This is a genomic window from Streptomyces sp. NPDC052301, assembly GCF_044593395.1.
Lineage (GTDB): Bacteria > Actinomycetota > Actinomycetes > Streptomycetales > Streptomycetaceae > Streptomyces.
In genome coordinates this window covers 732,358-747,294 of record NZ_JBIUBE010000001.1, presented here as the reverse complement: position 1 = coordinate 747,294, position 14,937 = coordinate 732,358, and the positions used below count along the sequence as shown (strand labels likewise).

The 14,937-nt window shown below is 73.4% G+C and carries 13 protein-coding genes; 8 read left to right on the top strand and 5 right to left on the bottom strand.

Annotated features, from left to right (window positions below; genetic code table 11):
- Window positions 1-26 precede the first annotated feature (26 nt).
- On the top strand, window positions 27-515 hold the full coding sequence (locus ACIHEJ_RS03165; protein WP_400131579.1) for a macro domain-containing protein: 489 nt from the start codon (window positions 27-29) through the stop codon (window positions 513-515).
- Window positions 512-1,426, top strand: a complete 915-nt coding sequence (locus tag ACIHEJ_RS03160; RefSeq protein WP_400131577.1) for a PfkB family carbohydrate kinase — start codon at window positions 512-514, stop codon at window positions 1,424-1,426. Before ACIHEJ_RS03165 ends, ACIHEJ_RS03160 begins: the two co-directional genes overlap by 4 nt.
- A gap of 9 nt (window positions 1,427-1,435) precedes the next feature.
- On the opposite strand, the gene ACIHEJ_RS03155 is transcribed toward ACIHEJ_RS03160, so the two are convergent.
- Window positions 1,436-2,929, bottom strand: a complete 1,494-nt coding sequence (locus ACIHEJ_RS03155) for a M1 family metallopeptidase (RefSeq protein ID WP_400131575.1) — start codon at window positions 2,927-2,929, stop codon at window positions 1,436-1,438.
- Between the two features lie 173 nt (window positions 2,930-3,102).
- Here ACIHEJ_RS03155 and ACIHEJ_RS03150 point away from each other — a divergent pair, with 173 nt between their 5' ends.
- A complete protein-coding gene (locus tag ACIHEJ_RS03150) occupies window positions 3,103-5,067 on the top strand; it encodes a Xaa-Pro dipeptidyl-peptidase (protein WP_400131573.1) in 1,965 nt (654 codons plus the stop codon).
- Between the two features lie 22 nt (window positions 5,068-5,089).
- Here the strand turns inward: ACIHEJ_RS03150 and ACIHEJ_RS03145 are convergent, their stop codons facing one another.
- Window positions 5,090-6,004 (bottom strand): FAD-dependent oxidoreductase, encoded by a 915-nt coding sequence (locus ACIHEJ_RS03145; protein WP_400131816.1) that lies wholly within the window; start codon window positions 6,002-6,004, stop codon window positions 5,090-5,092.
- Between the two features lie 101 nt (window positions 6,005-6,105).
- On the opposite strand from ACIHEJ_RS03145, the gene ACIHEJ_RS03140 reads away from it, so the two are divergent.
- Window positions 6,106-7,137, top strand: a complete 1,032-nt coding sequence (locus ACIHEJ_RS03140) for an oxidoreductase (RefSeq protein WP_400131571.1) — start codon at window positions 6,106-6,108, stop codon at window positions 7,135-7,137.
- 35 nt (window positions 7,138-7,172) lie between these two features.
- Window positions 7,173-8,813 (top strand): ABC-F family ATP-binding cassette domain-containing protein, encoded by a 1,641-nt coding sequence (locus tag ACIHEJ_RS03135; protein WP_400131569.1) that lies wholly within the window; start codon window positions 7,173-7,175, stop codon window positions 8,811-8,813.
- Window positions 8,814-8,960: 147 nt separating this feature from the next.
- Here the strand turns inward: ACIHEJ_RS03135 and ACIHEJ_RS03130 are convergent, their stop codons facing one another.
- Window positions 8,961-11,354 (bottom strand): Tex family protein, encoded by a 2,394-nt coding sequence (locus ACIHEJ_RS03130; protein ID WP_400131567.1) that lies wholly within the window; start codon window positions 11,352-11,354, stop codon window positions 8,961-8,963.
- A 104-nt stretch (window positions 11,355-11,458) separates the two neighbouring features.
- Window positions 11,459-11,590 carry an LPFR motif small protein gene (locus ACIHEJ_RS03125; RefSeq protein ID WP_366016335.1) on the bottom strand — a complete coding sequence of 44 codons (132 nt, stop codon included), beginning with the start codon at window positions 11,588-11,590 and terminating at the stop codon, window positions 11,459-11,461.
- Between the two features lie 137 nt (window positions 11,591-11,727).
- Between ACIHEJ_RS03125 and ACIHEJ_RS03120 the strand changes: the two genes are divergently transcribed.
- Together ACIHEJ_RS03120 and ACIHEJ_RS03115 are read left to right on the top strand one after the other, a co-directional pair.
- A complete protein-coding gene (locus ACIHEJ_RS03120) occupies window positions 11,728-12,687 on the top strand; it encodes a GlxA family transcriptional regulator (protein ID WP_400131564.1) in 960 nt (319 codons plus the stop codon).
- Window positions 12,688-12,705: 18 nt separating this feature from the next.
- The gene (locus tag ACIHEJ_RS03115; RefSeq protein ID WP_400131562.1) at window positions 12,706-13,341 is read left to right on the top strand and encodes a DJ-1/PfpI family protein; all 636 of its coding nucleotides are present in this window, start codon (window positions 12,706-12,708) and stop codon (window positions 13,339-13,341) included.
- Here the strand turns inward: ACIHEJ_RS03115 and ACIHEJ_RS03110 are convergent.
- A complete protein-coding gene (locus tag ACIHEJ_RS03110; protein ID WP_400131560.1) occupies window positions 13,328-14,104 on the bottom strand; it encodes an enoyl-CoA hydratase/isomerase family protein in 777 nt (258 codons plus the stop codon). The two genes, ACIHEJ_RS03115 and ACIHEJ_RS03110, sit on opposite strands and share 14 nt — an antisense overlap.
- Window positions 14,105-14,437: 333 nt before the next feature.
- On the opposite strand from ACIHEJ_RS03110, the gene ACIHEJ_RS03105 reads away from it, so the two are divergent.
- Window positions 14,438-14,932 carry an ATP-binding protein gene (locus ACIHEJ_RS03105; protein ID WP_400131815.1) on the top strand — a complete coding sequence of 165 codons (495 nt, stop codon included), beginning with the start codon at window positions 14,438-14,440 and terminating at the stop codon, window positions 14,930-14,932.
- Window positions 14,933-14,937 lie beyond the last annotated feature (5 nt).

Here is a 14,937-nt window from a genome sequence, read left to right as displayed (position 1 = left end):
TCGGTGGCATCGCCTACGGTGGCGTCATGCCGGAGATCACGTACGTCCGGGGTGACGCCACCGCGCCGTCGGTCGGGGGCGGCAAGGTGATCGCCCATGTCTGCAACGACATCGGCGGCTGGGGGAAGGGCTTCGTGCTCGCGCTCTCGCGCCGCTGGCCGGAGCCGGAGGCGGCCTACCGCGCCTGGCACCGCGAGCGGGCGAGGAACGACTTCGCACTGGGCGCCGTCCGGCTGGTCGAGGTCGGGCGGTCCCTGTGGGTGGCCAACATGATCGGCCAGCACGGGATCAGGACGGGCAGCAAGGGCGTCCCGGTCCGCTACGAGGCGATCGACACCGCCCTCACCCGCCTCGCCGGCGAAGTGATCGAACGCGGCGCGTCGGTGCACATGCCCCGCATAGGCTGCGGTCTGGCGGGCGGCACCTGGTCCCGCATCGAGCCGCTCATCACCGAACGGCTGGTGGCACGGGGGATCGCGGTGACCGTGTACGACCACGCAGGGGGCCGTCGATGACGCCGGGGACCGGTGCGACGGACGTCCTGGTGCTGGGCGGTGCGGGCGTGGACACGATCATCCACGTCCCCGAGCTGCCCCTGCCGTACGCCGACAGCTACATGATCGACTCCGGGATCCGCACCCGGGCCGGACAGACCGGCGACTTCGTCGCGCTCGGGCTGGCCGCGCTCGGCCTGCGCACCCACCACCTCGACCTGCTCGGCGACGACCCCGAGGGCGACCTCGTCCGCGCCCTGCACCGCGAGCACGGCATCGGACTGACGGCGCTGCCGCAGCCGGCCGGCACCAAGCGGGCGGTCAACCTCGTCGGGCCCGACGGCCGCCGCCTGTCCCTGTACGACACCAGCCGTGCCCGTCCCGGCGACCGCTTCCCCGCGGAGCTGCTGCGCACGCTGGCCGGAGCGAGCCGGCATGTCCACGTGACCATCACCCAGCCGTGCGCCGAGGCCCTTGCGGTGCTGACGGCGGCGGGCGTCCCCCTCTCCACGGACCTGCACGACTGGGACGGCGAGAACCCGTACCACGAGCCCTTCGCGTACGCGGCGGACGTCGTCTTCCTCTCGGCGGCCGCGCTGACCGACCCCGAGCGGACCATGCGGCGCGTCGCCGAGCGGGGCCGGGCCGAGGCCGTCGTCGCCACCGCCGGCGCCGAGGGCGCGTATCTGCTGGCCGACGGTGAGCTGACGCGGGTGCCCGTGGCGGTGCCGCCCGCGCCGGTGGTGGACTCCAACGGGGCGGGCGACGCCTTCGCCGCCGCGTTCCTCTACGGCCGCCTCAGCGGCGAGCCGCCCGAGATCTGCGCCCGCTACGGCGCGGTCGCGGGCGCCTACGCCTGCACGGTCCCGGCCTCCCGAGCGGAGTCGATAGGCCGGGACGCACTGCTGAAGGGGGCCGGGCCGGGACGCTAGCCGGCAGGCTCAGCGCCCGTGGCCGCCGTGGGCCGTCTCGATCTTCTTCCAGGACCGCGGCTGGGCCACCGTCGTGCCCGGCTTCGCCAGGGACGCGGCGCGGGCCGCGGGCGCGGCCGGCTTCGACGGCTGGAACAGCCAGGTGTCGAACAGCGCCGCGAGCGGCTTGCCGGAGACCTGCTCGGCGTAGTTGCGGAAGTCGGCCACCGAGGCGTTGCCGTAGGCGTGCTCCTTCGGCCAGCCCTTCAGGATGCGGAAGAACGCGTCGTCACCGACCTTGTCGCGCAGCGCCTGGAGGGCGAGGGCGCCCCGGTCGTAGACGGCGTCGTCGAACTGGTTGTCCGCGCCCGGGTCTCCGGGCCTGACCGTCCAGAACGCGTCGCCGGCCGGGTGCGAGGCGTACACGTAGTCGGCGAGCTGCTGCGTGGTGCCCTCGCCCTCGTGTTCGGACCACAGCCACTGCGCGTACGACGCGAAGCCCTCGTTGAGCCAGATGTCCTTCCAGCCCTTCAGCGACACGTCGTCGCCGTACCACTGGTGGGCCAGCTCGTGCACGACCAGCGAGGTGTTGGCGCCCTTCGCGAACTGCTTCGGGCTGTAGTAGACACGGGTCTGCGTCTCCAGCGCGTACCCGGTGGTCGTGTTCGGCACGTACCCGCCGGCCGAGGCGAACGGGTACGGCCCGAAATAGCCGCTCAGCCAGTCCACGATCTCGCCGGTGCGTTCCACGCTCGCCCGCGCGGCCCCGTCGTTGTCGCCGAGGTCTTTGCTGTAGGCGTTGACGATCGGCACCCCACCGTCGGAGGTCCCGGTGGTGATGTCGAACTTCCCGATCGCGAGCGTGGCCAGATAGGTCGCCTGCGGCTTGTTCTGCCGCCAGGACCACCGGGTCCAGCCCAGCTTCGAAGTGGTCGCCTGCAGCGTGCCGTTGGAGACGGCCTGGGTGCCGTCCGGCACGGCCACCGACACGTCGTAGGTGGCCTTGTCGCTCGGGTGGTCGTTGCTCGGGAACCACCACCAGGCGGACTCGGGCTCGTCGGCCGCCACCGCGCCGTCCGGCGTGCGGTGCCAGGTGGTGAAGCCGTAGGCGCTCTTCGTCGACGGCACTCCGCTGTAGCGGACGACGACGGTGACCGGCGTGCCCTTCGCCAGCGGCGTCCTCGGCGTGACGACCAGTTCGTGCTGCTCGGAGCGGGTGAACGTGGCCTTCGCGCCGTTCACCCGCACCTCGCTCACGTCCAGCAGGAAGTCCAGGTCGAAGCGGGACAGGTCCTGCGTGGTCCGCGCCAGGATCGTCGCCGTGCCCTGCAGTTCGTCCGTCTTCGGCTGGTACTGCAGCCGCAGGTCGTAGTGCGAGACGTCGTAGCCGCCGTTGCCGTAGTACGGGTAGTAGGGGTCGCCGATGCCCGGCGCGCCGGGGGAGTAGCTCGCGGCCGATGCCGGGATCGCCAGCAGGAGGGAGGCCGCCGCCAGTGCGCCGGGCGCGATGATTCTGCGGTGCACGTCAGCTCCAAGTCGTCGGGACTGAGGGTGTGTTCGGAGCCTATTCAGTCCCTGTGGCCCCTGACCTGTCCATGGCCACTGCTGTCACACGATCGCCATTCGGCCGTCACGCGACACGCTGGGCGCCGCAAAGCCCTCTTATGCCGGGCAGTTGACCGGAGTACCGTCCGCGCATGCCGATGAGAACGCGCTTCACGATCTGGAGAACGCTCGCCACCGGGGTCGTCGCCATCCTGACGGCCGCCTTCCTCACCCCGGTCGCCGCCGGGGCCGTCCCCGACCGGAGCGGGTCCCCCCGCGAGAGCCGGCCCGTCTACTCGTACGCGCACGCCGTCCGCGAGGCGGTCTGGGTGGACACCGGCCTCGACGAGGACGGCGACGGGAGGACCGACCGGGTCGCCGCCGACATCGTGCGGCCCGCCGAACCGGCCCGGCAGGGCCGCAAGGTGCCGGTCGTCATGGACGCCAGCCCGTACTACTCCTGCTGCGGGCGCGGCAACGAGAACCAGGTCAAGACGTACGACGCGAGCGGCCACGTCGTCCGGATGCCGCTGTTCTACGACAACTACTTCGTGCCCCGCGGCTACGCCTTCGTCGGCGTCGACCTCACCGGCACCAGCCGCTCCGACGGCTGCGTGGACGTCGGCGGCCGCTCCGACATCCGGTCCGCGAAGGCCGTCGTCGACTGGCTGAACGGCCGCGCCAGGGCGTACACCACCCGGACCGGCTCCCAGACGGTCAGGGCCACCTGGACGAACGGCCGCACCGGCATGATCGGCAAGAGCTGGGACGCCACCGTGGCCAACGGCGTCGCCGCCACCGGCGTCAAGGGCCTGAGGACGATCGTCCCGATCAGCGGCATCTCCTCCTGGTACGACTACTACTTCGCCCAGGGCGCCCCGCTGTACCAGGGCGGCCCGGTCGAACTGGCCCGCTACGTCCAGAGCGACGCGGCCCAGGCCCACTGCGCGGCCGTGCAGCGAGAACTCGCCGACGGCAGCCCGCGCAACGGCGACTGGACCGGACTGTGGACCGAGCGGGACTACGTCAAGGACGCGGGCAAGGTGCGCGCCAGCGTGTTCCTGGTGCACGGCATGCAGGACCTCAACGTCCGCACCAAGCACTTCGGCCAGTGGTGGGACGCCCTCGCGGCGCACGGCGTCGAACGCAAGATCTGGCTGTCCCAGACCGGCCACGTCGACCCCTTCGACTACCGGCGCGGCGCCTGGGTCGACACCCTGCACCGCTGGTTCGACCACGAACTCCTCGGCTATGACAACGGCATCGACCGCGAACCGATGGCCGACATCGAACGCCACCCCGGCCAGTGGGTCACCTCCCGGGTCTGGCCGCCCGCCGGCACCCGCACCACCACCCTGCACCCGGCCTCCGGCACCCGGGCCGGCGTCGGCACGCTGGGGCTCCGTGCGGCCACCGGCACCGAGACCTTCACCGACGACCCCGAGCGCGGCGAGACCGACTGGGCGGCCCACCTGACCACGTCCACCCCGGAGAAGGCCGGCTTCCTCACCGCGCCGCTCACCCACGACCTGCGCCTGTCCGGCTCGTCCACCGTGACGGTGACGGCGACGCCGAGCACCACCTCGGCCCACCTGTCCGCGGTCCTGGTCGACCTCGGCCCCGCCACCATCCGGGACTACGCGGACGAGGCCGAGGGCATCACCACCCTCGACAACCGCACCTGCTGGGGCGCGAGCACGGCCGGGGACAGCTCCTGCTTCAAGGCGACGAAGGCGAAGACGGCCCAGGTGGACTACACCGTCTTCAGCCGCGGCTGGGCCGACCTCGGCCACCACGCCTCCCTCGGCAAGGGCGTCCCGCTCACCCCGGGCACGGCGTACACGATGACGCTGCGTCTCGCGGCCACCGACCACGTCGTCCCCCGGGGGCACCGGCTGGCCCTGATCGTCGCCGGCACGGACAAGGACCTCATCGACCCGCCGTCCACCACGCCGGCGCTGACGGTGTCCCTTTCGGGTACGGCGGCCAGGCTCCCGCTGGTCGGCGGCGCGGCGGCGTTCGCCCGGGCCACGGCCGGCACCGCGGGAGCGGCTGCGTCGTCGAAGGCCCTGAACGGCGTTGGCGCACCGCGCACGGCCGAACACATCCCGGGGTAGCCCCCACCGCCGCACCGAGGTTTCAGGCGGCCGGGAACGCCAGCCCGGCCGCCTCGCGCGCGCACCCCCACGCCACGGTGATCCCGGCTCCACCGTGGCCGTAGTCGTGGACCAGGGCGCGGCCGCCGCTCAGGGGCTGCCGTTCCAGTCGTACCGCGTCCCGGGCCGGGCGCAGCCCGACCCGGTGGGCGAGCACCCGCGCGCCGGCGATCTCCGGCCGCACCGCCACGCACCGCGCGACGATCGCCGCGGCGGTGTCCGGATCCGGCTCCAGGGACCAGGCGTCGTCCTCCGCCGTACCGCCCAGCAGCAGTCCGCCCGGCTGCGGGATGACGTACGTCGAGGTGTCGCAGGAGTGGCCGGCGGCCGTGAACCAGGTCGTGATCCCCGGGTTCTCCACGACGACCAGCTGCCCGCGCACCGGACGTACCGCAGGGTCCGGCACCAGCGAACGGGCCCCGAGCCCCGTGCAGTTGACCACGACCGCGGCGGGCACAGCGGCCAGGTCGGTCACCTCACGGATCTCCACCGTCCCGCCCGCCTTCGCCAGCCGCTCGCGCAGCCACGCCAGATGCGCCGGCATGTCGAGCACGGGCAGCCGCGCCGCCAGGCCGCCGGACACCGCACGCAGCCCCGGCACCCGGGCCGCCCACGCGCCCAGCCCGTCCAGCCGGGCGCCCCGGTGTACGCCCTCGACCAGGCGTACCCCCGTCTCCTGCGGCCGGTCCGCCAGCCCCTGGTACACGGCGAGGGTCTCCAGCGCCCACGCACCCACCCGCGGCTCCGGCTCGATGCGGTACGGCCACCACAGCCCGCCGGCGACCGCCGAGGTCGTACGGCCGGCGGGTTCGCGCGCCCACACCCGCACCCGCCGCCCGGACTCGGCCAGCACGACGGCCGTCGTCAGCCCGGCGATCCCGGCCCCGACCACGATCACTTCGTCACTCGGATCGCTGTCCACGCCAGGACGATAGGCCCCTCCCGGACGAATGTGACATGCCGCGCTCACAGCGGCCCCCATGTGGGGATACTCACACCATGTCTGCCGCATACGCGACCTTCGGCCTGGCACCGGCGACGCGCGCCGGCGGTGTCCTCGCCGACGGCGGCTACCAGGTCCACCGGGACTTCGTGGACTTCCTCGTGGACGGCCGCCCGCTGCTGTTCCGGCTGTCCGACCTGGACGCCGTCTCCCCGCTCGCCTCGGACGTGCCGCCCGCCATCTTCACCGCGCAGGTGCGGGCGCTGCTGCTGGAGGCCGAACCGCCGCTCCCGGACGGCCGGTTCGTGATCTACGGCTGCCCCGAGTGCGAGGACCTGGCCTGCGGAGCGGTCACCGCCGTCATCGAGCGCGACGACGAGGACTACATCTGGCGGGACTTCGCCTGGCAGACGGACGCGCACGCCGACCTGGAGCTCAACGGCTACCACGGACTGGGACCGTTCCGCTTCCACGGCCCCCAGTACCGCGCGGCGCTCGACGCCCTTCTCGAGCGATCCTCCCCGCCCCGCCGCCGGGTCCTGCTGATCGGCGCCCGCGTCGCCGTCCTCGCCCGGCTGGCCGCCGCGCTGCGCACCATCGGCATCGGCGCCGACATCACCCAGGACGCCCGGGACGTCTCCGCCGGGGAACTGCGCGGCTACGGCGCCGTCGCCTTCGGCCGCGCGGTCGGTGCGGCGGAACGTGCCGCCGTGCTCGAGGCCTTCGAGCGCGCCGGGACGGAGGTCGCCCCGGTGGACGGACTCGCCCCGATCGTGCCGCTGCTCGTCGCCCAGATCGAGCACGCCCTGGACCGCAGCCCGCTCCCGGGGCGCCGACTGACCGCGCTGTCCGCCGCCGGCACCGCCGCGGACGTCGAGGTGACCTCGCCGTGCCGGGTGCGGATCACCGCGTACCGTCTCGACCGGCTGTACCGCACCCGCACCCGGGAGGTGTACGACGGCCTGCTGGAACCCGGCCGGCATCGCATCGCCCTGGAGCCGAAGGCGGTCAAGGGGGAGGCCTACCTCGTCGCACGGACGTCGGGAGGCGTGCTCGCGGCGCCGGTGACCCGGGGGAAGGCGGGCTGAGCCGCCGGCGCCCGGCGCATTAGGATCGGCGCCTGATGACTGCCACCCTCGTCGCCAAGAACCTCGCCGCCGGGCACGGCGACCGCTCCCTCTTCGCCGGGCTCGACCTCGTCGTCGCCCCCGGAGACGTGATCGGTCTGGTCGGTGCCAACGGCGCGGGCAAATCCACCCTGCTGCGGATGCTCGCCGGACTCGTCCCGCCCGAGCAGGGCGAACTGCGGCTGTCCCCGCCGGCCGCGACCGTCGGCCATCTGCCGCAGGAGCCGGAGCGCAGGCCGGGGGAGACCGTCCGGGAGTTCCTGGCCCGGCGCACCGGAGTCGCCGAGGCCCAGCGCACGATGGACGAGGCCACCCAGGCCCTGGTCGACGGCGCGCCCGGCGCGGACGACGCCTACGCGACCGCCCTGGAGCGCTGGCTCGACCTCGGCGGAGCCGACCTGGAGGAGCGCGCCGCGGAGGTCGCCGAGTCCCTCGGCCTGACCGTCGGCCCGGACCACCCGATGACCGCCCTCTCCGGCGGCCAGGCGGCCCGTGCCTCACTCGCCTCCCTCCTGCTGTCCCGCTACGACGTCTTCCTGCTGGACGAGCCCACCAACGACCTCGACCTCGACGGCCTGGAGCGTCTGGAACGCTTCGTCACCGGCCTGCGCGCGGGCACGGTCGTCGTCAGCCACGACCGCGAGTTCCTCACCCGCACGGTCACCAAGGTCCTCGAACTCGACCTGGCACAGCGGCAGATCAACCTCTACGGCGGCGGTTACGCGGCCTACCTGGAGGAACGGGAGGTCGCCCGGCGGCACGCCCGCGACGACTACGAGGAGTACGCCGACAAGAAGTCCGCCCTCCAGGAGCGCGCGCAGATGCAGCGGGCCTGGATGGACAAGGGCGTGAAGAACGCCCGGCGCAAGGCGGGCGGCGACAACGACAAGATCGGCCGCAAGTTCCGCAGCGAGGCCAGCGAGAAGCAGGCCGCCAAGGCCCGGCAGACGCAGCGCATGATCGAGCGGCTGGAGGTGGTCGAGGAGCCGCGCAAGGAGTGGGAGCTGCGCATGGAGATCGCCTCCGCCCCGCGCTCGGGCGCGGTGGTGGCCACGCTGCGGGACGCCGGGATCCGGCGCGGCGACTTCACCTTCGGCCCGGTGTCCCTGCAGATCGACTGGGCGGACCGGGTGGCGGTCACCGGGGCCAACGGCGCCGGCAAGTCGACCCTGCTCGGTGCGCTGCTCGGCCGGGTCCCGCTCGACTCCGGGCACGCGGCCCTCGGCTCGGGCGTCCTCGTCGGCGAGGTCGACCAGGCCCGCAAGCTGTTCCACGGCCCCGAGAACCTGCTCGACGCCTTCTGCGCGGCCGTTCCCGAGACCGAACCGGCCGAGGTGCGCACGCTGCTCGCCAAGTTCGGCCTGAAGTCCGCTCATGTGCTGCGCCCGGCGGCCAGTCTGTCCCCGGGTGAACGCACCCGCGCCGCGCTGGCACTGCTCCAGGGCCGGGGCGTCAACCTCCTCGTCCTGGACGAGCCGACGAACCACCTTGACCTGCCCGCCATCGAACAGCTGGAGTCGGCCCTGGACGCCTACGAGGGCACGCTGCTCCTGGTCACCCACGACCGCAGGATGCTGGACGCGGTCCGCGTGACCCGGCGCCTGGACGTGACGGACGGCAAGGTGACGGAGCGCTAGGGCCCGTCCGGCCACGCGCGTTCGGGCGACGAGCGCATGGTCGCACAGGCCCTGGGCGCACCCGGCCACGGCGGGACGCGTGCCCGCTCCAGGACGCCGCCGCACCACGGCACGGGGCCGGGGCCGTACGCCACCGGCCCCGCCCGGTCACCGCTTCTTCGGGTCCACCAGCCCCGCCCGGCGCAGGGCGTCCGCCATCGCGCTGTTGGCCGGCGGCGGGGCCTGGCGGCCGCCGCGGTCACCACCGCGGCCCTGCCGCTGCCGGCCCTGCCCCTGTCGCTGCTGGGGCGGCCGGGCGCCGCCGCCCCGCTGCTGCCGGCCACCGCCCTGCTCCTGCGGGGCGGCTTCGTCGTCCAGCCGCAGCGTCAGCGCGATCCGCTTGCGCGGGATGTCGACGTCCAGGACCTTGACCTTGACGATGTCCCCGGGCTTCGCGACATCGCGCGGGTCCTTCACGAACGTCTTCGACATGGCCGACACGTGCACCAGCCCGTCCTGGTGGACACCGACGTCCACGAACGCGCCGAAGGCGGCCACGTTCGTCACCACGCCCTCCAGGATCATCCCGGCGGACAGGTCGGAGATCTTCTCCACGCCCTCCTTGAAGGTGGCGGTCCGGAAGGCGGGTCGCGGGTCGCGGCCCGGCTTCTCCAGCTCCTTGAGGATGTCCGTCACCGTCGGCAGGCCGAAGGTGTCGTCCACGAAGTCGGCGGGCCGCAGCGAGCGCAGCACGCCCGTGTTGCCGATGAGGGAGGCCACCTCCTGACCGGCGGTCTTCACCATGCGGCGCACCACCGGGTAGGCCTCGGGGTGGACGCTGGAGGCGTCCAGCGGGTCGTCGCCGCCGCGGATGCGCAGGAAGCCCGCGCACTGCTCGTACGCCTTCGGGCCGAGCCGGGCCACCTTCTTCAGCGCCGAGCGGGACATGAAGGGGCCGTTGGCGTCCCGGTGCGCCACGATGTTCTCGGCCAGGCCGGAGGAGATGCCGGACACCCGCGAGAGCAGCGGCACGGACGCCGTGTTGACGTCCACGCCGACGCCGTTCACACAGTCCTCCACCACCGCGTCCAGCGAGCGGGAAAGCTTCACCTCGGACAGGTCGTGCTGGTACTGGCCGACGCCGATCGACTTCGGGTCGATCTTCACCAGCTCGGCCAGCGGGTCCTGCAGGCGCCGGGCGATGGAGACCGCGCCGCGCAGCGACACGTCCATGTCGGGCAGCTCGCGCGAGGCGTACTCCGAAGCCGAGTACACCGACGCGCCCGCCTCGGACACCACCACCTTGGTGAGCTTCAACTCGGGGTGCTTGGCGATGAGTTCGGCGGCGAGCTTGTCCGTCTCGCGGGACGCCGTGCCGTTGCCGATCGCGACGAGGTCGACCGTGTGCTCCTTGGCGAGCCGCGCCAGCCTGGCGATCGCCTCGTCCCACTTGTTGGCCGGGACGTGCGGGTAGATCACATCGGTGGCGACGACCTTGCCGGTGGCGTCGACCACGGCGACCTTCACGCCCGTACGGAAGCCGGGGTCCAGGCCCAGCGTCGCGCGCGTGCCGGCCGGGGCGGCCAGCAGCAGGTCGCGCAGGTTCGCGGCGAACACGTTCACCGCCTCGTCCTCGGCGGCCGTGCGCAGCCGCAGCCGCAGGTCGATGCCGAGGTGGACGAGGATGCGGGTGCGCCAGGCCCAGCGGACCGTGTCCTTCAGCCACTTGTCGGCGGGGCGGCCCCGGTCGGCGATCCCGAACCGCGCGGCGACGATGCCCTCGTACGACGACGGGACCGATGAGGACTCGGCGGGCTCCTCCGGCTCCAGGACGAGGTCCAGGACCTCCTCCTTCTCGCCGCGGAGCATCGCCAGGACGCGGTGCGAGGGCAGCTCCGTGAACGGCTCGGCGAAGTCGAAGTAGTCGGCGAACTTGGCGCCGGCCTCCTCCTTGCCGTCGCGCACCTTCGCGGCCAGCCGCCCGCGCACCCACATGCGCTCGCGCAGCTCGCCGATCAGGTCGGCGTCCTCCGAGAACCGTTCGGTGAGGATCGCCCGGGCGCCCTCCAGCGCGGCCTGCGGGTCGGCGACGCCCTTGTCGGCGTCCACGAACGCGGCGGCGGCGGCCTGCGGCTCGACCGTCGGGTCGCCCAGCAGGCCGTCGGCCAGCGGCTCCAGGCCCGCCTCGCGGGCGATCTGCGCCTTGGTGCGCCGCTTGGGCTTGTAGGGGAGGTAGATGTCCTCCAGGCGCGCCTTGGTCTCGGCGCCCCGGATCTGCGCCTCGAGCTGCTCGGTGAGCTTGCCCTGCTCGCGCACCGACTCCAGGATCGCGGCGCGCCGCTCCTCCAGCTCCCGCAGGTAGCGCAGCCGCTCCTCGATCGTGCGCAGCTGCGCGTCGTCGAGCATCTCGGTCGCTTCCTTGCGGTAGCGGGCGATGAAGGGCACCGTCGAACCGCCGTCCAGCAGCTCCACCGCGGCCTTCACCTGCCGCTCCCGTACGCCGAGTTCCTCGGCGATCCTGCCTTCGATGGATCCTGCTTCGATGGACCCGGGTGTCGTCACGATCCCGTACCGCCTTCTCCACTGAGGTTGCGCGGCAATTGTGGCAGGTGACACCGGCGTCCGGGGATCAGGGCGGCACCCCGGCGGGGCGCCGGGCCCTCGGGTCAGGCCCGGCTGCCGCGCGCGGTGGACGAGGCTCCGCCGAACAGCCGGGCGAGCGCCCGGAACGGCAGCGTGACGACCGTGGCGACGGCTCCGCCGATCTGCCGCAGCACGTCTGCGATGGCACGGAACACGGGAACGGCTCCCTTCCTGAAGGATCTCGCTGTCCGCAGCCGGGTACCTCGGCGGGCACGGCCCATGCACCGGTGTGGCAGGAAAGGTGGGAAACTCGTCGTTGCGGCCGTGCCGGAGCCGTCGAAGAATCGGGGACATGCCGCAGCGAACCCTGCTGTTCCTCCTCTTCGACGGAGTGCAGAGCCTCGACGTCACCGGTCCGCTCGAAGTGTTCTCCGGCGCCGAGACGCACGCGCCCGGCACGTACCGGATCCGTACGGCGTCCCTCGACGGCGGGCCCGTCCGCACCTCCGGCGGCCTGATCCTCGTACCGGACGAGGCCCTCGCCCGTTCCCGGGTGCCGGACACCCTGCTGGTCCCCGGCGGTGCGGGCACGCGCCGTCCCGATCCGCGGCTGACGCAGTGGCTGCGGGACCACGGCCCGCGGCCGCGGCGGCTGGTCTCCGTGTGCACCGGCGCGATCCTGCTGGCCGCGGCGGGGCTGCTCGACGGCCGCCGGGCGACGACCCACTGGGCCTACTGCGACAAGCTCGCCCGCGACCACCCGGACGTCACCGTGGAACCGGAGCCGATCTACGTCCGCGACGGGCGCGTGTCCACCTCGGCCGGTGTGACCTCCGGGATCGACCTGGCTCTCGCCCTCGTGGAGGAGGACCTGGACCGGGAGGTGGCGCTGGCCGTGGCACGGCGGCTGGTGGTGTTCCTGCGCCGGCCGGGCAACCAGGCGCAGTTCAGCGCGCAGCTCGCCGCGCAGACCGCGCGGCGCGAGCCCCTCAGGGAGGTCCAGCGGTGGATCACCGAGCACCCGGCCGGTGACCTCACGGTCGAGTCGCTCGCCGCCCGGGCCCGGCTGTCACCGCGCCACTTCGCGCGCGCCTTCCGTGCGGAGACGGGCACGACCCCCGGCCGCTACGTGGACCGGGTCCGCCTCGAACACGCCCGCCGGCTGCTGGAGGAGACCACCGGCGGCATCGAGGAGATCTCCCGCGCCAGCGGCTACGGCACCCCCGAGGCCATGCGCCGAGCCTTCCTGAAGTCCCTGGGCACGCCCCCCAGGGACTACCGCACCCGCTTCCACCCGGCCCCCGCCGGCTGAACCCGGAGAGGAACCCCCATGCACATCGCCCTGGTGGTCTACGACCGTTTCACCGCGCTGGACGCCGTCGGCCCCTACGAGATCCTCAGCCGGCTCCCCGGCGTGCGCCTGGACTTCGTCGCCGAGCGGGCCGGGACCGTCCGGGCCGACACCGGCTTCCTCGCGCTCTCGGCGGACCGGGCCCTGCACGAGGTGCCGGAGCCCGACGTCGTCGTCGTGTCGGGAGGACCCGGTACCCGGGCGCAGCTGGAAAACCCGGCCCTGCTGGAGTGGCTGCGCGCGGCCGACGCGGCGAGCACCTGGACGACCTCCGTCTGCTCGGGCTCGCTGCTGCTGGCCGCCGCGGGACTGCTCCGGGGCCGACGGGCGACCAGCCACTGGACCGCCCTGGACCTGCTGGGGACGTTCGGCGCGGAGCCGGCCGACGAGCGGGTCGTGACCGACGGCAAGTACGTCACCGCGGCCGGGGTCTCCGCGGGCATCGACATGGCCCTCACCCTGTCCGGCCGGCTCGCCGGCGACGAACACGCCCAGGCCGTCCAGCTGTTGACCGAGTACGACCCGCAGCCGCCGTACGACGCCGGCTCCCCGCGGAAGGCGCCCGCACACCTCGTCGAGGAGCTCCGTGCGGGCAGCCGGTTCAGCCTGACGTAGACACGTGCGACGCGGACGCGGACACGTTCCAGGTGAAGTGCGGCTGCCTGCGCTCCAGGAACGCGGCGACGCCCTCCGCGGTGTCGCCGCTGCCGCGCGCCTGCTCCGCCCAGTGGGCGTCCCGGTCCGTCCGGCCGTCCGCGAACTCTTTCGCCGCGGCCTGGGTGAGCTGCGAGCGGGCCACCAGGACGCCGGTCAACTCGGCGACCCGCCGGTCCAGTTCACCCTCCGGGAGTACCTCGTCCACCAGTCCGGTGCGCAGCGCCCGCCGGGCGTCGATCAACTCGGCGGTGAACAGCAGGTACTTGGCGGCGGCCGGGCCGACCAGGGACACCAGCCGGCGGGTGGAGGAGGCCGGGTAGACGATGCCGAGCCGCGCCGGTGTCACCCCGAACAGCGCGCTCTCCTCCGCCAGCCGCAGATCGCAGGCCGCCGCGAGCTGCGCCCCGCCGCCCACGCAGTGCCCGCGCACGGCGGCCAGCGTCGGCTTGGGGAACGCGGCAAGGGCCTCCTCGGCCGCCATCGCGAGCCCTTGCGCCTCCTGCGGCGACCCCTGCAGCGTGGAGATGTCCGCGCCCGCGCAGAACGTCCCGCCCTCCCCGGTCAGCACCAGCGCCCGCACCCGCGGATCGGCCGCCAGCTCCGTCAGCAGCGGCGGCAGCGCCCGCCACATCGCGGCCGTCATGGCGTTGCGCTTGGCGGGGTGGCGGATGACGACGGTGGCGACGGAGCCGGTGACCTGGTGCGACAGCTGCGGGTCCATGCGTGGATGCTATCCACCTGCGCGCGGACCGCCGCTGTGCGTTACGACACCCCGCCCGGTGGGGACGAAAATGAAGAAGTCGACAGAACGGGCGGTATCGGGAGGCGGCGACGGCCAGGTCCGGGAAGCGGCACTCCGAACGCGTACAACCCGAATAGTTCGGGATGCGGCGTCCGCAAGGACAGGAACGGTCCTTCATGTGACCGTGTCATACGCACTCGGTCATGAACCGCTCGAAACCGGCTGACTTGCGTTCAGGTGTCCGGCCCACAGCGCATCGTTACCAACACTCGACGTGTGGTGACAATCGAGCGCGAGGGTGGCGACTGGACGATGGACAACCACGGGCGCGGGGACGGCCCGCGCCCGGCGGGGGGCGCCGAGCGGCCGCCCGGCCCCCTGCCCTACGAGGGCGTCTGGCGGTTCACCGCCGCCGCCGTGGACTCATCGGTGCCGCAGGCCCGGCATGCCGTACGGGACCTGCTGCTGCGCCAGGGCGTGCCGGTCTCCGAGGACCTGGTGCACGGCCTGCTGCTGATCGTCTCCGAACTGGTCACCAACGCGGTCCGGCACGCGGCGCTGCTGTCGCCGATGCTGGCCGTGGAGGTCGCCGTCGGAGCCGAGTGGGTGCGGGTGTCCGTGGAGGACAACCACCCCTACCGCCCGACCGCCCTGGAGGCCGACCACGGCCGGACCGGCGGCCGGGGCCTGCTGCTGGTCCGCGAGGTGGCGCGGGAGGCGGGCGGGGTGGTCGACGTGGAGCACACCGCGAGCGGCGGCAAGGTGATCTGGGCCGCCCTGCCGCTCAAGCCCGCGCCGCTGCCGTAGCGCCG